Annotated in this window: 18 protein-coding genes and 1 pseudogene; 11 read left to right on the plus strand and 8 right to left on the minus strand. The window is 72.4% G+C overall.

Going from position 1 to position 16,706, the window contains the following annotated elements; translation table 11 throughout:
• Positions 1–266 precede the first annotated feature (266 nt).
• Positions 267–626 (plus strand): alpha/beta hydrolase fold domain-containing protein, encoded by a 360-nt coding sequence (locus ABZX96_RS23695; RefSeq protein ID WP_355547814.1) that lies wholly within the window; start codon positions 267–269, stop codon positions 624–626.
• Here the strand turns inward: ABZX96_RS23695 and ABZX96_RS23700 are convergent.
• On the minus strand, positions 562–1,209 hold the full coding sequence (locus ABZX96_RS23700) for a response regulator transcription factor (RefSeq protein WP_355547767.1): 648 nt from the start codon (positions 1,207–1,209) through the stop codon (positions 562–564). The genes ABZX96_RS23695 and ABZX96_RS23700 overlap by 65 nt on opposite strands.
• Positions 1,194–2,453 carry a histidine kinase gene (locus tag ABZX96_RS23705; protein WP_355547770.1) on the minus strand — a complete coding sequence of 420 codons (1,260 nt, stop codon included), beginning with the start codon at positions 2,451–2,453 and terminating at the stop codon, positions 1,194–1,196. The genes ABZX96_RS23700 and ABZX96_RS23705 overlap by 16 nt, the downstream gene beginning before the upstream one ends.
• A gap of 297 nt (positions 2,454–2,750) precedes the next feature.
• On the opposite strand from ABZX96_RS23705, the gene ABZX96_RS23710 reads away from it, so the two are divergent.
• Positions 2,751–3,191 carry a hypothetical protein gene (locus ABZX96_RS23710; RefSeq protein ID WP_355547772.1) on the plus strand — a complete coding sequence of 147 codons (441 nt, stop codon included), beginning with the start codon at positions 2,751–2,753 and terminating at the stop codon, positions 3,189–3,191.
• 119 nt (positions 3,192–3,310) lie between these two features.
• On the opposite strand, the gene ABZX96_RS23715 is transcribed toward ABZX96_RS23710, so the two are convergent.
• The 3 genes from ABZX96_RS23715 to ABZX96_RS23725 all read right to left on the minus strand — a co-directional run bounded on the left by ABZX96_RS23715 (position 3,311) and on the right by ABZX96_RS23725 (position 5,892).
• Positions 3,311–3,520, minus strand: a complete 210-nt coding sequence (locus tag ABZX96_RS23715) for a hypothetical protein (RefSeq protein WP_355547775.1) — start codon at positions 3,518–3,520, stop codon at positions 3,311–3,313.
• Positions 3,521–3,882: 362 nt separating this feature from the next.
• Positions 3,883–4,881 carry a PQQ-binding-like beta-propeller repeat protein gene (locus ABZX96_RS23720; RefSeq protein ID WP_355547777.1) on the minus strand — a complete coding sequence of 333 codons (999 nt, stop codon included), beginning with the start codon at positions 4,879–4,881 and terminating at the stop codon, positions 3,883–3,885.
• Between the two features lie 111 nt (positions 4,882–4,992).
• Positions 4,993–5,892: a 4-hydroxy-tetrahydrodipicolinate synthase gene (locus ABZX96_RS23725; protein WP_355547779.1), complete on the minus strand. Its 900-nt coding sequence runs from the start codon at positions 5,890–5,892 to the stop codon at positions 4,993–4,995.
• A 71-nt stretch (positions 5,893–5,963) separates the two neighbouring features.
• Here ABZX96_RS23725 and ABZX96_RS23730 point away from each other — a divergent pair, with 71 nt between their 5' ends.
• Positions 5,964–6,968, plus strand: coding sequence for a LysR substrate-binding domain-containing protein (locus tag ABZX96_RS23730; RefSeq protein ID WP_355547781.1), 1,005 nt, complete (start codon positions 5,964–5,966; stop codon positions 6,966–6,968).
• A 233-nt stretch (positions 6,969–7,201) separates the two neighbouring features.
• A complete protein-coding gene (locus ABZX96_RS23735) occupies positions 7,202–7,930 on the plus strand; it encodes a polysaccharide deacetylase family protein (RefSeq protein ID WP_355547783.1) in 729 nt (242 codons plus the stop codon).
• 112 nt (positions 7,931–8,042) lie between these two features.
• Here the strand turns inward: ABZX96_RS23735 and ABZX96_RS23740 are convergent, their stop codons facing one another.
• Positions 8,043–8,750, minus strand: a complete 708-nt coding sequence (locus tag ABZX96_RS23740) for a VOC family protein (protein ID WP_355547785.1) — start codon at positions 8,748–8,750, stop codon at positions 8,043–8,045.
• A 248-nt stretch (positions 8,751–8,998) separates the two neighbouring features.
• On the opposite strand from ABZX96_RS23740, the gene ABZX96_RS23745 reads away from it, so the two are divergent.
• From ABZX96_RS23745 to ABZX96_RS23765, 5 genes are all read left to right on the plus strand, one after another.
• The gene (locus ABZX96_RS23745; protein WP_355547787.1) at positions 8,999–9,892 is read left to right on the plus strand and encodes a serine hydrolase; all 894 of its coding nucleotides are present in this window, start codon (positions 8,999–9,001) and stop codon (positions 9,890–9,892) included.
• A gap of 282 nt (positions 9,893–10,174) precedes the next feature.
• The gene (locus tag ABZX96_RS23750) at positions 10,175–11,077 is read left to right on the plus strand and encodes an ABC transporter ATP-binding protein (protein WP_355547789.1); all 903 of its coding nucleotides are present in this window, start codon (positions 10,175–10,177) and stop codon (positions 11,075–11,077) included.
• Positions 11,077–11,883, plus strand: coding sequence for an ABC transporter permease (locus tag ABZX96_RS23755; protein WP_355547792.1), 807 nt, complete (start codon positions 11,077–11,079; stop codon positions 11,881–11,883). The genes ABZX96_RS23750 and ABZX96_RS23755 overlap by 1 nt, the downstream gene beginning before the upstream one ends.
• 215 nt (positions 11,884–12,098) lie before the next feature.
• Complete coding sequence (locus ABZX96_RS23760) at positions 12,099–13,379, plus strand: sensor histidine kinase (protein ID WP_355547795.1); 1,281 nt, start codon at positions 12,099–12,101, stop codon at positions 13,377–13,379.
• On the plus strand, positions 13,372–14,013 hold the full coding sequence (locus ABZX96_RS23765) for a response regulator transcription factor (RefSeq protein WP_355547797.1): 642 nt from the start codon (positions 13,372–13,374) through the stop codon (positions 14,011–14,013). Before ABZX96_RS23760 ends, ABZX96_RS23765 begins: the two co-directional genes overlap by 8 nt.
• A 21-nt stretch (positions 14,014–14,034) precedes the next feature.
• Here ABZX96_RS23765 and ABZX96_RS23770 read toward each other — a convergent pair whose 3' ends face one another.
• The gene (locus ABZX96_RS23770) at positions 14,035–14,478 is read right to left on the minus strand and encodes a GNAT family N-acetyltransferase (protein ID WP_355547800.1); all 444 of its coding nucleotides are present in this window, start codon (positions 14,476–14,478) and stop codon (positions 14,035–14,037) included.
• Entirely contained in the window at positions 14,432–15,661 is a 1,230-nt protein-coding gene (locus ABZX96_RS23775; protein ID WP_355547803.1) for a helix-turn-helix transcriptional regulator, read from the minus strand. Before ABZX96_RS23775 ends, ABZX96_RS23770 begins: the two co-directional genes overlap by 47 nt.
• 149 nt (positions 15,662–15,810) lie before the next feature.
• On the opposite strand from ABZX96_RS23775, the gene ABZX96_RS23780 reads away from it, so the two are divergent.
• Positions 15,811–16,230: a hypothetical protein gene (locus tag ABZX96_RS23780; RefSeq protein WP_355547806.1), complete on the plus strand. Its 420-nt coding sequence runs from the start codon at positions 15,811–15,813 to the stop codon at positions 16,228–16,230.
• 135 nt (positions 16,231–16,365) lie between these two features.
• Positions 16,366–16,706, plus strand: a pseudogene (locus ABZX96_RS23785) (alpha-(1-2)-phosphatidylinositol mannosyltransferase); the annotation flags it as partial.

Consider the following 16,706-nt stretch of genomic DNA (forward strand, 5'->3'; position numbering starts at 1 on the left):
TCCCGTGCGGGGCGATCGTCAGGATGGTCGCCTGGACCCCGAACTCGAAGCGTTCATCCCGTTGTTCCCCGAGCCGTCCTGACCGACCCGGTCGCCGAGCGCGAGAACCTCCCCGACCTGGCGGGCCAAGCTGCCGCCACCGGACACCACGGGTCTGGAGATCGAGGACCGCACGGTGCCCGCCGACCCGGACGTCGGCGGTGCGGATCTACCGTCCGCACCAGGCCCAGGGCGCCGTCGTCTGGCTGCACGGTGGCGGATTCGTCATGGGCGACCTGGACACCGAGCACCCGTGGGCCGCGCGGATAGCGCATCTCTGCGGCGCGGTGGTGATCTCGGTGGGCTACCGACGAGCCCCCGAAGACCCGTTCCCGGCCGCCCTGGACGACGCCTACGACCGTGCTGGACTGGACGGCCGAACACGCGTCAGGACTCGGCATCGACCCGGCGCGGATCGCGGTCGGAGGCCACAGCGCCGACGCAGGGCTCGCGGCCGGGCCGGCCACCACCGCGCTGCACCCCGCCACCAGGCCCGGCCATCCCCACCCCACCCCACACCCCTCAGGGCTCGTTCAGGTACGCGAGAACGGCGAGGACGCGGCGGTTGCTGTTCTCGTCGTCAGTGATGCCGAGCTTGCCGAACAGGGAGGTGGTGTATTTGCCGATGGCGCTTTCGCTGAGGAAGAGGCGCCGGCCGATGGCCTGGTTGGACAGTCCTTCGGCCATGAGGCCGAGCACGGAGTGCTCGCGTTCGGTGAGCCGCCCCAGGCGCCGGTCCGAGGAGCCGCCGGAGAGCAGTTTGGCGATGACGGCCGGGTCCATGGCGGTTCCGCCCCCGGCGACGCGTTCCAGCGCGTCGATGAACTGATCGGCGTCGAACACGCTCTCCTTGAGGAGATAGCCGATGCCGCCGGCACCGTCGGCCAGGAGTTCGCGGGCATAGAGCTGCTCGACGTGCTGGGAAAGGATCAGGACCGGCAGTCCGGGCACTTTCGCACGGGCGGCGAGCGCCGCGCGCAGGCCCTCGTCCGACTGGGACGGCGGCATGCGGACGTCGATGACGGAGACGTCCGGCCGCCACGTCAGCAGTGCGTCGAGCGTCTCGGGGCCGGTGGTCGCCGTCGCCACCACCTGGTGTCCGTACGCCTCGATGAGGCGGACCATCCCGTCACGCAGTAGGTAGAGGTCTTCGGCTACGAGAATGCGCATGGCACCATCATCGTCACGTGGGTCGGACCGCCTGCCGGGCTGGTGATCTCCAAGCGGCCGTCGAAGACCGCGAGGCGGCGGCGCAGCCCCGCCAGCCCGCCGCCGGCCCGCTCCCCGGCGCCGCCCCGGCCGTCGTCCTGGACTTCGACGACGAGGCCGGTGTCGTCCCGGGTGAGGGAGATCCGCGCCCGGGTCGCGTGGGCGTGCTTGACCGCGTTGGTCAGGAGTTCGGCGATGCCGAAGTACACGGCGGACTCGATCGGCGCGTCCAGGCGCGGGGGCACGTCGGCGTCGACCGTCACGTCGAGCGGATTGTCCAGGGCGAGCGCGCGTACGGCGTCGACGAGCCCCCGTTCGCTGAGCACCGGTGGGCTGATGCCCCGGACCAGTTCGCGGAGCTCGGTCAGTGACGTGGCGGCACCGGCCCGCGCTTCGCGCATCAGCGCCTTGGCCTGGTCGGGGTGGGAGTCCATCAGCTTTTCCGCGGTCGCCAGGGAGAGCCCGAGCGAGACCAGGCGGGCCTGCGCTCCGTCGTGCAGGTCCCGTTCGATCCGGCGGATCTCGGCGGCCTGGGCGACCGTCGTGTCCGCGCGCTGCGCCGTCAGCTCGTCCACCCGGTCCGCCAGCACCATCGCGGGCGACGGGCGCAGGAAGCGGACGGCCACCGGCTCGATGGCCCGCCACGCGTAGGGGGCGGCGGCGATGGCCACGACCAGGCCGAGTATCCCGACCAGGCGCGGGGCGACCCCCGGCCGGCCGAGTCCGAGGACCGCCGCGGCCACCCCGGCGAGGGGGACGGCGGCGACCACGCCCGCGGTGAACGGCACGATCCCCGTGAAGCGCAGGTCGCGCCGGTTGGCGGGGTCCTGCCACCGGATCCGCCGCTTCTGGTCCAGGAGGGCGTCACGGCTGGTGCGCTCGTAGCCGAAGCCGTTCCACCAGTACCCGGTGGACATCCGCGTCACCGGCCCGGCCTTCCGGTACCCGGCGGGGACGACGGTGCCGGTCCACCTCGCGACGAGGAAGCGGACCGTCCGGCAGACCGGGCGGGACAGGCCGAGCGTGCCCACGCCCACCAGCACCAGCGGCGCCACCCACGACCACGGGTTCCCCGCCCCCCACCGGATCCCCAGCGCCACGGCGGCGGCCCACACGGCCGGGACCAGCATGCTGACGATCACCACCGCGCACGCCCGCACGAACCCCACGCAGGCGCCGATCCCCCACGACACCACCTGTCGCATGTCTCTTCTTCCTTTCCCTCTCCCCGGCGCGCCCACGGCTGTGGCATCCGCGGTTCCCGCGATGCGCCGGTCCCGGCCGGTACGGCCCGGTGCAGCCACTGTGCACCGCGCCCGGCCCGGCATCCCACCAGGTGGGCACAGGAGTGGGTCCAGCCCCACCCACCCGTGTGTCCAGGCGCATACCGCCCCACCCGCGCGCTCCCTAGCGTCGAGACCACACCGGAATCACCGACCGGCCGGAATCACCGACCGGCCGGAATCACCGACCGGCCGGAATCACTGAAGGAAGAAAGAGACATGGAAACCGCAAGCCCTCTCGCGCCCGAGACCGCCCACCTCGACCGTCCGCACGTCCGACGGGCCTTCGCCACGATGAAGACCCTCATCACCGTCTATGGGGCCCTCGGCGGCGTGGTCCTCGCCACGGTCGTCGTCCTGGCGCTCACCGGCCACCCGGTGACCTCGTTCCTGTGGGGCCGGTCGGCCGCCGTACTGGCGAGCGCCGCGGTGGTGTACTGGCTGACCGTCCGCGCGTCTCGGGGGGCGCGGTGGGCCTATGTCCGCGTGCGCGTCATCGCGATCGTCATGCCGATCGCGATCGTCGGCATCGACCTGATCCCCGGGATCTGCCCGCCGTGGTTCGCCGTGGCGCAGGCCATATGCGCCCTTCCCGTCGTGGCAATCGCTTTCCTCGTCAACGGGCCGGGGCCGCGCGCCGCTTTCGCCGCGCCGCGCTGACCTCGCGATCCCGTGTGGTGCGGCGGACCTGCTCGTCGGCACCGGTGTCCGGAGGGGACACCGGCGGCCGTCGTATGCGCTTCCCTTCCGGGCGCCGATCCGGCACAGCCGTGTCCGGTTCACTGGGCGGCCCGCGAGACGCCCTCCACGAGTTGGGAGAGGGCGTTGGTGATTCCTTGTCCGAGCGGGGTCGGGGCGATGAGGATTCCCAGCACCAGGACGATGATCGCGGTCACCGTCTGGTCGAACCGGCTTCTGGCCTGGACGCGGCGGCGCAGCAGCACGATGACGATGATGGCGAGGAACAACGCCAGGTTGATGGTCAGCATCCGTCCAGACCTCCCGCCGAACCGCAATGGGTCGTGCTCCGAAAGCAGCGGACGTCCACGCCGGTCTTCCTGTCTACCGCGTGCCTGAAAAGGCCGTGCCAATGATGCCGACAATTGACGGTAAAACAGTGCTGTGGCCGGAAAGTCCGGGTGAGGGGACTTGTGGGGCTATGGGTGGGCGAGGGTGTCCGTTGGCGTGCGGGAGCGTTGGTGCCCGGGCCGACACCGGGCCGGGATGCGGACGGTGCGGCGCCGGGAAGCAAGTCACCGGCGTCGCGTGGCCGTTCCGATCCGGTGTCGCACCTCTCGCTCGTGCGGCGCGCCGGGGACTCGGTGGCTGTCCGCACCGGGCGCCCCTGTGGCTATCCAGCCGACGGACGGGGCGCGCAGGCCACTGCCCGCAAGGTTCCCTTGGTCGTGACGACCGCCTTTCCGTCACCCATGTCCCGCAGGCCGCCGATCCTCCGAGCCACCCAGGACCGCTCCCGGACCCGCCCGTCCCGCCCCACACGGAAGAGCACACCGTGCTCGCCGGCCACCACGAACCCGTCCTCGGTACGCACCACACCGGGCGCCGAGGCGTGCTCGGTGTCCACCCGCCACAGCGGGGACCCGTCGGCGGGATCGGCGACGAGGTATCCGGCGCGCGACTCCCGCAGCCACAGGGCACCGCCGACGAGCCGAGGCGCCTCGGGGAGGAGATCGGCGTCGTGCCGCAGGAGTTCCTCCACCCGGCCCGAGGGCAGGTGAAGCGCCACGACGGAACGCCGTCCGCACCGCGCCAGGCAGCGGTCGGGGCCGAGGGCGGTGAACACCGGACCGGGCTCGCCGTCGGCCAGCGGCTCGGGCAGCCGCCATCGGGCCCGCTCGCCTCCGTCCCGCGGGTCGATCAGCCAGGCTTCCCGGTCGTAGCCCAGCAGGACGCCGCCGCCCCAGGGCAGCGGTAGCGCCGTACGCACGGGCGTCGGTGTCCGCCACACACGGCTTCCGTCCCGGAGGTCGAAGGCGGCCAGCGGGGTGTAGCCGCGCCAGCCACCGACGAGCACGGTGTCCGCGACGGGCACGACGTGCCCGGAGTGGTGGGGTAGCGCCACCTGCCAGACGACCGCCCCCGTCCGCGGATCGAGGCAGGACAGGTGGGCGGGCCGCTGCGGCAGGGCCAGGCACCGGTCACCGGCCACGACGAGGTCGCGGGGCCAGGTGCCCAGGGGAACGTCCCATCGCACGGCGCCGTCAGCGGCGTCCAGGCAGACCAGACGGCTTCGGCGTTCGTGCACCACGACGCTCCCTTCCGCCACGGCGAACGCCGAGGCGGAGCCTCGTTGGTGCAGTGGCCGCTCCCAGAGCGTTTCCCCGATCACCGGTCCAGTCGATCAGGTGGTTCCGGGCGGAGACAACCGGGTTACTGGCGACGGAGTGGCGTGCACGCAGCCGCCGCCCCCGTGTCCGGCACGGGAGCGCCGGACGCGCGCCTACGTCCCCAGGTCCGCCAGTCGCTTCAGCGCCTCGTCCACCGAGTCGCGCCCGGCGGGCAGCAGGGGCAGCCGTACGTCCGGGGTGGGGATGCGGCCCTGGGCGTGCAGGACGCCCTTGAGGACGGTGGGGTTGGGCTCGCGGAAGAGGGCGGAGGACAGGCGGGCGAGGGCGGGGCCGAGTTCGCGGGCGCGGGGGAGGTCGCCGGCTCGCCAGGCGGTGGTCAGTTCGGCGAACCGGTGGGTGGCCAGGTGCGCCGTGGCGAGGATGCCGCCCGCGGCGCCGAGGGCCAGGAGAGGGGACAGGAACAGGTCGTCTCCGGCCAGGACGGTGAAGTCGGGTGGGAGGTCGGCGAGCAGGTCGATGGTCTCGGCGTCGATGCCGCCCTGGGCCAGCTTGACCGCCGTCACCTTGGGGAGCCGGGCCAGCGCCCGCAGGGTGGCCGCGTCCAGGGCCTGCCCGGTGCGGTAGGGGATGTGGTAGATGATCAGCGGCAGGGGGCTGGTGTCCGACAGGTGGGCGAAGTGCGCGAGGACGCCGGACGGTGCGGGCCGGGTGAAGTACGGCACGGGTACCAGCGCGGCGGTCGCCTCCGGCCATCGGGCGAGCTCCGCGAGCGCTTCGCGTGTGGTGCGCGTGTCGTTGGTTCCGGTGCCGATGACCAGGGGCGCGCCCCGTTCCCGGCAGACGCGGGCGCACACGTCGACGACCGCGGCCTTCTCCGCGGTGTCCAGGGTGGCGGCTTCCGCGGTGGTGCCGAGGGCGACGAGTCCCGTGGCGCCCGCGTCCAGCACGGCGTGTGCCAGGCCTTCGAGGGCGTCCTCCGCGATGCGGTCCTCGGCGGTGAACGGGGTGATGAGGGGGACGTACGTCCCGTGCGGGGAGGGGTGCTGAGGCATGGGACGAGGGTGGCCCCGGACGATCGCGTAGGTCCAGTTCGCTTTGCTGAGCCAGAGCGTAAGCTGAGCTGATGCTCGACGTGCGCCGACTCCGCCTGCTGCGGGAACTGTCCCTGCGCGGCACCATCGCCGCGGTCGCCGAGGCGCTGGCGTTCACTCCCTCGGCGGTCTCCCAGCAGCTCAGCGCGCTCGAACGCGAGGCGGGCGTCCCGCTCTTGGAGCGAACGGGGCGCCGGGTCGCCCTCACCCCGGCGGGACGGAACCTGGTCGGGCACGCGGAGGCGGTGCTCGAACGCCTGGAGCGGGCCGCCGCCGAACTCGTCGACGCCCGCGACGGCTTGGCGGGCCCCCTGCGGATCGGCACCTTCCCCACCGCCACCCGCGCGATGGTGCCCGCCGCGCTGGCCTCCTTGGCCCGTGACCACCCGGGCTTGGAGCCGATGGTGTCGGAGATCGATCCGGCGCATGTCGCCCATGCCCTGCGCGCGGGCGATCTGGACGTCGCCCTGATCCACGAATACGACTTCGTGCCGTTCCCGACCGAACCGGGCCTGACGACCGCACCGCTGTGCACCGAGGCCATGTACCTTGCGTCGTCCACGTCCACGTCCTCGTTCGCGTCCACGTCCTCGTCCTCGTCCACGCCCACGCCCACGTTCGCGCCTTCGTCCACGTCCACGTCCTCACCGGCGTCCGAGCAGGAGACGGGCCGGGCGGCCGACGGCTCGGAGCTCGCGCGCTGGAAGGACGCGCCGTGGATCACGGCGACCCCGGGGACGCTCTGCCACACGATGACGGTCCGCGCCTGTCAGGCCGCCGGCTTCACCCCCCGCGTCCGGCACCAGGTCGACGACTTCGGCACCGTGCTGGCCCTCGTCGCGGCCGGACACGGGGTCGCCCTCGTGCCGCAGCTCGGGGTCGCGGACCCGGGGCCCGCCGTGGCCCTCACCCGGCTGCCGGTGCACCGGCGTACGAAGGTCGCCTTCCGCGGCGGTGCCGCCCGGCACCCGGCGGTCGCCGCCGCCACCGAGGCGCTCCGTGCGGCCGTGCCGGAGGAGCTCACCGCCGCCGAGTGAGCGGGCGGCGGGCGCCGCGCGCGGTTTCGGGAGCCCGGCTCCCCGCCGTAGGGCTCCGGCGCCCGTAGTGGGCCGTGCTTCCGGAGTCCGGCGGGCTGCCGCCCGTGCACGGCGGCGCCGACGTCGTACGCGGGAGCACGGACGTGGTACGCATGCGCTTCCGGCGCCCCAACGCGCTTGTTTTATAGGTAAGTTGAGCCGTGTTCATGGACATGCGTGGGCAGGGGTGTGGTGTGTCGGAGAACCGGTCTTTCTTGTCGCGGCGGCGGTTGCTCGGGGTGTGCGGGCTGTCGCTGTTCACTGCTGGCGCGCCGATGGGGGGCGTGGCCGCCGCGGCGGGAAGGCGCACGGCCGGACGGGCGCGGGAACCCCAGCGTTACGTGCACGCCGGGCCGAAGGCGCTCGCCCTGACGATCGACGACGGGCCCGATCCCGTGTGGACTCCGCAGGTCCTGTCCCTCCTGAGCCGCTACGGCGTGCCCGCCACCTTCTTCCTGATCGGCTCGCGCGCCGAGGCGCACCCCGACGTGGTGCGGCGGATCGTGGCGGGCGGCCACCTGCTGGGCAACCACACCTGGTCGCACCCGGACCTGGGTGAACTGCCCGCGGCGCGCGTGCGCGAGGAGATGGAACGCACCGGTGAGGTCATCGCCCGGACGACCGGCGAGCAGCCCCCGGAGCTGTTCCGCGCACCCGGCGGGAACTTCACCCACGAGGCGCTGGCGGTGTGCGACGAGCTCGGGCTGTGGCCGGTGTCCTGGTCCGTCGATCCGCAGGACTGGGCGCGGCCCGGCACCGACCGGATCGTCGAGCGGGTTCTCGCGCAGACCCGGAGCGGCTCGATCATCCTCAACCACGACGGTGGCGGCGACCGGTCGCAGACCGTCGCCGCCCTGCGGATCTACCTGCCCCGCCTCATGGCCGCCGGGTACTGGTTCACCGTCCCCGGCCCGCGGGGCTGACGGGTCCTCACGGGGGACCGCTCGCCGGGCGGCGCCGGCCGGCCGCCGTTCCCGCGCGACCGTTGACGGGCCCCGCCCCGCAGGCGGGTGCCGCACGCGGCGGGAGGGGCGTTCAGGACATCTCGTCGCGGAGTTCGGCCGCGCGGCGCAGGGCGTCGCGGGCCGTCTCGCGTTCCGCCGCGTCCAGCTCCACGGCCTCCGCCTGGGCGAGCCACCGCTCGGCTTCTCCCGGGGAGCCGAGCTGGTGAGCCATGTCGGCGCGCAGGACGAGGAGCTGGACGCGCTGGACCGGGGTGGGCGTGCCGTCGGAGGCGAGGGCGCGATCGAGGACGCGGGCCGCAGCGGCGTAGTCGCCCTTGGAGTCGCCGAGCCCGGTCGCCTGGTACAGCGCGCGGGCGTAACGCTCGGACGGAACGGGTTCCCACTCGAAGTCGTCGGCGATGGGCTGACCGACCCGCAGGCAGTTGCCGCCGGGGTCGGTCATCAGGAACTGGCGCACCCCATAGGACATGTCCTTGAGCGGGCCGAGCCGGGGCAGGCCGCGGGTCGGGACCTTGCCCAGCGCTTCCTTGAGGGCGGTACGGAAGGACGCGTACAGGCCGTCCACGTCGTCGGTGAGGATGTAGCAGGTGCTGTACGACGCGGCGGGGTCGTACCCCTTCATGCCGAAGAACTGGAGTTCGATCGCGCGGTAGCGGACGGCCGCGAACGGATTGGGCCTCTTCTGCTGATGGGTGACCTCGAATCCCAGGGCCCGGTAGAAGTCGAGGAGTTCGTCGATCGAGCGGCACGGGAGGATGGGGATCACGGACTCGGCCATGGAACGGAGCGTAGGCGCGCCAGGCCTTGGTAGTCAACGTTGATTAGTTGGGGCGCCGCCCCCGGGCGAGCACACCGAGGCGCTCCCGACCGAGCACACCGAGACGCCTCCCGGCGCCCCCGACAGAAGAAACTCACCACCAAGGAAGAAATTTCGGCCGAGCGTGCATCCAAAAAGCCTTCTCGTGTGTCTCATGAGCAAGCGGCATGTTTATGTGGCCGCATCGCAGGGTTATTTGGAGTATTCATTTGAAAACCGGCATCAAGGGCATTCGTCGCGTTTCGGCGACCGCCGTCACGGCTGCCGGCGCAGTCCTGATCACCGGGGCGTTTGCCGCCCCGGCCCAGGCCGCCGCGCCCAAGCCGCCCACGATCGCCGCCAAGGGCGGGTTCGTGATGAACGACGGCAACGGGAAGGCCCTGTTCGAGAAGGCGGCCGACACCCGCCGTTCCATCGGTTCCACCACCAAGATCATGACCGCCCAGGTCGTGCTCTCGCAGCGGAACCTCAACCTGAACACCAAGGTCACGGTCGACAAGGCGTACAGCGACTACATCGTCGCCAAGACCGCCTCGTCGGCGCGCCTGATCGTCGGTGACAAGCTCACCGTCCGCCAGCTCCTGTACGGGCTGATGCTCCCGTCCGGGTGCGACGCGGCGTACGCGCTCGCCGACAAGTTCGGCACCGGCTCCACCCGGGCGGCGCGCGTGAAGTCGTTCATCGGCCAGATGAACACCACCGCCAAGAACCTCGGGCTGAAGAACACCCACTTCGACTCGTTCGACGGCATAGGGAACGGGGCGAACTACTCGACGCCCCGCGACCTGACCAAGCTCGCGAGCAAGGCGCTGAAGAACGGCACGTTCCGCACCGTCGTCAAGACCAAGTACATCAAGGAAAAGGTCACGACGAAGAACGGCGGATACCGCTACATGGAGTGGACGAACACCAACCCGCTCCTGAAGAGCTACGCGGGCACCATCGGCGTCAAGACCGGTTCGGGTCCGGAGGCCAAGTACTGCCTGACCTTCGCCGTGACCCGGAACGGCAAGACCCTCGTGGGTACGGTCCTCACCTCCACCTCGGGTCCCAACCGTGAGGCGGACGCGAAGAAGATCCTGGACTACTCGTTCAAGAAGTAACGCCGGGCGGCACAGGGCAGGGGCCCGCTCCCGACCTCGCGGTCGGGGGCGGGCCCCGTTCCGTTTCCGTCGCCGTGCCGGGCGCCGGGCCTCCGTCCGTCGTCGTCCCGGGCCTCCGCCCGTCCTCGTGCCGGGCCCCTGTCCGTCGCCGTGCCGGGCCGCCCGGCCGCCAGCACCGGCGTCGGCGCACCGGGTCGTACCCCCGCATCAACCGATCGGTTGATGCCGTCGCGAGCGGGTCGGGCGATGCCGGGCACCGGGGGCGGCGGCGACGCTGGGGGCATGCCGATAGTGGAAGTGCAGGGACTGCGCAAGGTGTACGGCGAACGGCCCGTCGTCGACGGGGTGAGCTTCGCCATCGAGGAAGGGGAGATCTTCGGGATCCTCGGGCCGAACGGGGCGGGGAAGACGACGACCGTCGAGTGCGTCGAGGGGCTGCGGGTTCCCGACGGGGGCCGGATCACCGTCGCCGGGCTCGACCCGGTGGCCGACCACGAAAAGGTCACCCGGCTGCTCGGGGCCCAGCTCCAGGAGAGCGAGCTGCAGTCCAAGCTGACGGTCCGGGAGGCGCTGGAGCTGTACGCCGCGTTCTACGAGCGGCCGGCCGACTGGCGGCCCCTGGCCGAGCGGCTGGGGCTGACGCCGAAGCTCGGCACCCGGTTCGCGAAGCTCTCCGGCGGGCAGAAGCAGCGGCTGTTCATCGCGCTCGCCCTCGTCGGCAACCCGCGCGTCGTCGTCCTGGACGAGCTGACGACGGGTCTGGACCCGCGGGCGCGGCGCGACACCTGGGAGCTGATCGAGGAGGTGCGGGACGCGGGGGTGACCGTGCTGCTCGTCACCCACTTCATGGAAGAGGCGCGGCGGTTGTGCGACCGGATCGCCGTGATCGACCAGGGGCGGGTGGCCGCGCTCGACACCCCGTCCGGGCTGGTCAGCCAGTCCTCGGCGGCCACCGTCATGTCCTTCGCCCCCTCCAGCCCGCTCGACGAGGCGGAGCTGGCCGCGCTGCCGGGCGCCGCGTCCGCGGCGTACCGGGACGGACGGATCGTCGTCCACGGCACCGACGAGACCGTGGACGCCGCGCTCTCCCTGCTCGCCCGGCGCCGGATCACGGCCCGGCAGCTCCGCGTCAGCGAGGCGTCGCTGGACGACGCGTTCCTCGATCTCACGGAAAAGAGGCTCTGATGGCTTCCACCGCTCCCCCGCGCGGGTCCGCGCCCGCGTCCGCGCACCGGTCCGCGCCCGCCCGCCGGTCCGCGTCCGTCGCCGTACTGCGGGCCGAGGCGCGCCTGTTCGCGCGGGAACCGGGCGCGCTGTTCTGGATCGTGCTCTTCCCGAGCCTGCTGCTGACGATCCTCGGTCTGATCCCGTCCTTCCGGGAGGTGTCCGCCGATCTCGGCGGGCGCCGCGTCGTCGACCTGTACGTGCCCGTGGTCGTCCTGCTCGCGGTGGTCACGGCCGGGCCGCAGGCGATGCCGCCGGTGCTCACCGGCTACCGCGAGCGGGGCATCCTGCGGCGGATGTCCACCACGCCGGTGCGGCCCCGGACCCTGCTGACCGCGCAGTTCGCCCTGCACGGCGCCGCCACCCTCGTCTCGGCCGCGCTGGCCATGGCGATCGGCCGGATCGCGTTCGGGGTGGCGCTGCCGGAGCAGCCCGCTGGGTACGTGCTGGCGCTGCTGGTGACGACCGCGAGCGCGCTGGCGCTGGGCGCGCTCGTCTGCTCCGTCGCGCGCACCCAGAAGATGGCGTCCACGCTCGGTTCGGCGGTCTTCTTCCCCGCCATGTTCACCGCCGGGGTGTGGATACCGGTGCAGGCGATGCCCGAGACGCTGCGGAGCATCGTTCATCTGACGCCGTTCGGCGCCGCGTCCGAGGCGCTGAACCGGGCGGCGGGCGGCGCGTGGCCTGCCTGGACGGATCTGGGCGTGACGGGTCTGTGGGCGGTGCTGCTCGGCGCCGCGGCGGTCCGCTGGTTCCGCTGGGAGTGAGACGGGAGTGAGGCGTGAGGCCGGTCTGTCTTGTTGGGAGTGAGGCGTGAGGCCTCGTCGGGAGTGGGGCGGGGCGGGCCGCCGGTGTGGCTGGGAGTGAGGGCGGGACGCCGGTTGCTTCGGGGAGGGGAGCAGGAATGGCGACGGATCACGTGCGGGGTTCCCTGGCGGCGGTCGGGTACAGGTCTCCCCGGCTTGGGAGGCAGACTCGGCTCATGCGATCGAGCCCTCTTGTGTCGAAGTCTCTCGGGTCCGCGGCGAACGAGAAGAACTGGGCGCGGTTCCACCGCTACGGTCCCTACGCCTTGCTGCTGCTGTCCACCCTGCTCGCCGCCGGGATCGCCGATACGTACATGAGCCGTGGCGAGATGTACGCCGCCGGCGGGCTGGTCGCCGTGGCGGTCGCGCTGCACTGGATGTGGCGCGACCTGCCGCCCGGTTCGGAGGGGGACCGTTTCCCCGTGTCCGGGCAACTGCTCTACGCCCTGCGGACCGCCATCGCCTTCGCCCTCACCTGGCTCAACCCCTTCTTCGCCATCTACGCCACCCTCGGCTACTTCGACGCCGCCTCCCTGCTGCCCGGCCGGCGGGCCCGCGTCGGGCTGCTGGTCACCGCCGTCATCATGGCGGGGTCGCAGTCCGGGGGGCTGCCTCCCCGCTCAGCCCTGCAGTGGCTGGCTTTGGGCATCCTGTACGTCGTCAACGCCTCGTTGTCCATGCTCTTCGCCTATCTGGCCGAGCAGGACGCGGGGCGCGTCCGGCAGCACATCGCCACCATCGCGGAGCTGGAGCGCGCCAACGCACGCCTGGAACAAGCCCTGCAGGAGAACGCCGGGCTGCACGCGCAACTGCTCGTCCAGGCGCGCGAGGCGGGTGTCGCGGACGAGCGCCGGCGGCTCGCCGCCGAGATCCACGACACCCTCTCCCAGGGGCTGGCCGGCATCGTCACCCAGCTCCAGGCCGTCACCGCCGCCCCGGACCCCGCGCTCGCCGGCCGGCATCTGGACCGCGCCCTCGCGCTCGCCCGCCACAGCCTCGACGAGGCGCGCCGTTCCGTGCACAACCTCGCCCCGGCCGCCCTGGAGCACGCCACCCTGCCCGAGGCGCTGGAGAAGACCGTGACCGCGTGGTCCGAACGCTCGGGCGTGGCGGCCCGGTTCACCGTCACGGGCGGTGAAGAGGCTCTGCACGGGGAGGTCGCGGCGACCTTGCTGCGGATCGCCGAGGAGGCGCTCGGCAACACCGCCCGGCACGCCGGCGCCTCCCGGGTCGGGGTCACGCTCTCGTACATGGGCGACGAGGTCGTCCTGGACGTCCGCGACGACGGGTGCGGCTTCGACGCCGGGGCCCTGCCGCCGCGTTCGGGCTCCGGCGGCTTCGGGCTCGCCGGGATGCGGGCCCGCGCGGAGCGGATGGCGGGCACCGCCACCGTCGAGTCCGAACCCGGCCAGGGGACGGCCGTCTCCGCTCGCGTACCGTTGGTCCGCCATGGCTGACCGCACCATCACCCTCATCGTCGTCGACGACCACCCCGTCGTCCGGGACGGCCTGCGCGGCATGTTCGCGTCCGCGCCCGGCTTCCAGGTGCTCGGCGAGGCGGCGACCGGCCCCGAGGGCGTCGCCCTCGCCCTGCGCCTGGACCCGGACGTCGTCCTGATGGACCTGCGGATGCCGGGCGGCGGCGGGGTCGCCGCCATCGCCGAGCTGACCCGCCGCGGCGCCCGCTGCAAGGTCCTGGTCCTCACCACGTACGACACCGACTCCGACACGCTGCCCGCGATCGAGGCGGGCGCGACCGGCTACCTCCTCAAGGACGCCCTGCGCGAGGAGTTGTTCACCGCGGTGCGCGCCGCGGCCGAGGGCCGTACGGTCCTCTCCCCCGCGGTCGCCTCCCGCCTGGTCTCGCACGTCCGGACGTCGGCGGCCCCGGAGCACGAGGCCCTGTCGGCGCGCGAACGCGAGGTCCTGGGGCTGGTGGCCAGGGGCACGTCCAACCGGGAGATCGCGGCCGAGCTGTTCATCAGCGAGGCGACGGTCAAGACGCACCTCACGCACATCTTCACCAAGCTCGGCGCGAAGGACCGCGCCGCGGCGGTGGCGGTGGCGTATGAGCGGGGGATCTTGGGGTGAGGAGGGGGCGTTTCGCCATGTCTACGGTGCGGTGCGGTACAGCACCTTTCCCCGATGCGGCTGCGCCCCCAGCGCCTGATAGAAGGCGAGCGCCGCCAGGTTGTCGCGGTCGGCAGTCCACTCGACTCGTGAACAGCCCCGCGCCACGGCCTCCTGACGCAACCTCTCCATGAACGCTGACGCCACGCCCTTGCGGCGGTGCGGAACCCTGACGAACAACTCCTTCAGGTACAGCGACGACTCGGCCCCCGCTGCCGGCCAGAGCAGGGAGAACGAGGCCAAGCCCACCACGTCGGTCTCATCGCGGCCGAGGAGAACCGTGGCGGCTGGGCGGTCGCCGAACAGCGCGCTTTTGATCTGCTCAGGATCTCCTGGTACGCGTTTCCCGCCGTAGTGCTCCTCGATTTCCCCGATCAGCTCAGAGATCACCTCGATGTCGTCGGCCGTGGCCTTGTCGATCACCATGCGCTCTGTCCCCCTCCTCAGCGGATAGCGCCAGCACCTCACGCAAGACCCGCACTTCCGGCATCCGTGCATCGGGCACCGTATCGAGCAGGCTGCGCGCGCGGTAGATGATCAAGGGCGATCGGTGCTCCCTCGGCACGCACGTGATGGTCTGCGCGGCGAGCGACACCGCGTCGGCCGGGTCGCCGTCGTATGCCAGACACGCGGCTCGGTCGAGGTGGATCAAAGCCCGGTCGGTGTGGTCCGTATCCGGATAGAGCGCCAGGGCCTCGTCCTGCGCGTCCCACGCACGGCGTGACTCGTGCAGGTGTGTCCAGGTGTTGCCGGTGTGGAATTTGAGCTGGGCCTCGCTGTAGCCGAAGGCGGACTGCGTGCGGTCCGCCGGGTCGAGCCGGGACAGCGCCACCTCCGCGCGGCGAAGGGCGGCCACGGCGTCCGAACGGTGCTGCCACACGCCGTGTGCCCGCGCTTCCAGAGGGGCAGCCAGTGCCGGGCCGACGCAAGGCAGTCCGCCGGCAAGGTGCTGCGCGCGCGTGGCCAGTTCGACGGCGCCGTGAATATCGCCGCCGTAGTAAAGCTGGTAGGACTCCTGCGCGTATGTCCACGACAGCGCGGCGCGGTCTTCCGCCGCAGTCGCCGCCGCGCGTCCGGTGCGCCACCAGCTCCGCGCGGCGGGGTCACCGAGCTTGAGCATCGTCAGGGCCATGAGCCCGGACATGTGGGCGGCAGCACGGACAAGGCGGCGCCGCGCACGGGGTGAGTGCCGACGTGCCAGCAACCGTTGCAAATCGCCGAAGTCCGCGATCAGCTCTGACAGGTGATCGGGTTCCGGCCGGTATCGAGTGGCGCGCCCGTGGCGGGCGACCGCGTACTCCCATTCGTCCAGAGAAGCGTCTGTCAGCGGACCGGCGGCCAAGGAGTCGACCAAGCCCTCCCGCAAGGCCGCTGCTTGGTCGGCGAGGGGTGCCGCGGCCGGCGCTGCGGCGAGAAGCCGCAATTCCCCGCCCGCGTCCAGTGCGGCGTCGAGCGCGGCAGCCATCTCCGGGCTTGGCGTACGGCGTTCCTGCTCCAGGTCGGCGATGTAGCTCTTCCCACAGGAGGCGAGCTCCGCGACCGCGCGCAGCGAGCGAGTGCCGCGCAGGCGTCGAAGGGCTCGTCCGAAAGTCTCACGCTCGTGGTGCATCGCGTCCTCTGTCCGCAGCGTCCGCTCCGCTGCGGACAGCGGCGGACACTGATCGTCTGGGCACCCAGGCTTCTTCTCGACACGCTACTCACAAGGGCCGATCACCTAGGGTGACGGCGGCACGTTGACGTCGGATCGAGGAACTACCGATGTGCACCACACCGAGCCACCCACCATCGAGTGCGGCTCTCCGCCCTCTCGCGTTCATCTACGACCGCGACGCCACCCGCGCGCACCGCCTCCTCGACATGAGAGTCGACGGCTGCCGCAACTACGCCAAACGGCGCGACTGGGACATCGCCGGCACCTGGCTCGACCGTGGCACCATCGCCCTCAGCTGCGACGTTCGTCCCGGGTTCAGCAGCCTCCTCGACCACATGGGCAAAGCGTCCCCCACTCGCAAGGTGCTGTGTCTGATCCACAATTGGGACCGCTACGCCAACGATCGCTCGTCCCGCACCATCTTCCAGCAGCGCATCGCACTGGCGGGCGGCTACACGGCAACCACCTTCGACGAGACGGACCTGAGCGACGTCGTCGCGCTGGTCGGACGACAGCAGTCCCGCTGACCCACAGCTCCCGCGCCGTCCTATCCCCCTGGCGACGGCGCGGGACGGGTCGGCCGCCCTCCCCAGGCGGCCGGCCCACCCAGCCGGGCGGCTCGCAAAGCACCGGCGGGCCACCCACTGCGCCGCGCCCCGGAGGGCGGCGCCGCCTTCGACGCCCGGCAGCCGTTCCCCGTCGCCCGCGATCGGTCGCGCACCCTGCTGCCCACGCCCCGGGTGACGCGCCGGGCGGTGGCGCTGGCGCGGCAGTACGACTGCGACAGCGTGTGGTTCGGGGCCGCGGCGCCGCTCGGGCTGATGGCCGGACGGCTGCGCCGGGAGACGGACGTCCGGCGGATCGTCGCCACCACGCACGGCCACGAGGTGTGGTGGGCCCGCGTCCCCGGCCCGCCGCGGCGGGCGCTGCGCCGTATCGCGCGGGGCGTGGACGCGCTCACCTACCTGGGCCCCGCCACCCGCGGACCGCTCGCCGCCGCGCT

It is taken from the genome of Streptomyces sp. NPDC003077, from assembly GCF_040611095.1.
In the GTDB taxonomy this organism is placed as follows: Bacteria; Actinomycetota; Actinomycetes; order Streptomycetales; family Streptomycetaceae; genus Streptomyces.

Excerpts from the sequence above, each read along its gene's own strand:
- ABZX96_RS23705 (WP_355547770.1), bottom strand. The coding sequence starts at position 2,453 with ATGCGACAGGTGGTGTCGTGGGGGATCGGCGCCTGCGTGGGGTTCGTG.
- ABZX96_RS23755 (WP_355547792.1), top strand. The coding sequence starts at position 11,077 with ATGGCTTCCACCGCTCCCCCGCGCGGGTCCGCGCCCGCGTCCGCGCAC.
- ABZX96_RS23700 (WP_355547767.1), bottom strand. The coding sequence starts at position 1,209 with ATGCGCATTCTCGTAGCCGAAGACCTCTACCTACTGCGTGACGGGATG.
- ABZX96_RS23750 (WP_355547789.1), top strand. The coding sequence starts at position 10,175 with ATGCCGATAGTGGAAGTGCAGGGACTGCGCAAGGTGTACGGCGAACGG.
- ABZX96_RS23770 (WP_355547800.1), bottom strand. The coding sequence starts at position 14,478 with ATGGTGATCGACAAGGCCACGGCCGACGACATCGAGGTGATCTCTGAG.
- ABZX96_RS23725 (WP_355547779.1), bottom strand. The coding sequence starts at position 5,892 with ATGCCTCAGCACCCCTCCCCGCACGGGACGTACGTCCCCCTCATCACC.
- ABZX96_RS23740 (WP_355547785.1), bottom strand. The coding sequence starts at position 8,750 with ATGGCCGAGTCCGTGATCCCCATCCTCCCGTGCCGCTCGATCGACGAA.
- ABZX96_RS23765 (WP_355547797.1), top strand. The coding sequence starts at position 13,372 with ATGGCTGACCGCACCATCACCCTCATCGTCGTCGACGACCACCCCGTC.
- ABZX96_RS23715 (WP_355547775.1), bottom strand. The coding sequence starts at position 3,520 with ATGCTGACCATCAACCTGGCGTTGTTCCTCGCCATCATCGTCATCGTG.
- ABZX96_RS23695 (WP_355547814.1), top strand. The coding sequence starts at position 267 with ATGGGCGACCTGGACACCGAGCACCCGTGGGCCGCGCGGATAGCGCAT.
- ABZX96_RS23775 (WP_355547803.1), bottom strand. The coding sequence starts at position 15,661 with ATGCACCACGAGCGTGAGACTTTCGGACGAGCCCTTCGACGCCTGCGC.
- ABZX96_RS23780 (WP_355547806.1), top strand. The coding sequence starts at position 15,811 with ATGTGCACCACACCGAGCCACCCACCATCGAGTGCGGCTCTCCGCCCT.
- ABZX96_RS23760 (WP_355547795.1), top strand. The coding sequence starts at position 12,099 with ATGCGATCGAGCCCTCTTGTGTCGAAGTCTCTCGGGTCCGCGGCGAAC.
- ABZX96_RS23710 (WP_355547772.1), top strand. The coding sequence starts at position 2,751 with ATGGAAACCGCAAGCCCTCTCGCGCCCGAGACCGCCCACCTCGACCGT.
- ABZX96_RS23730 (WP_355547781.1), top strand. The coding sequence starts at position 5,964 with ATGCTCGACGTGCGCCGACTCCGCCTGCTGCGGGAACTGTCCCTGCGC.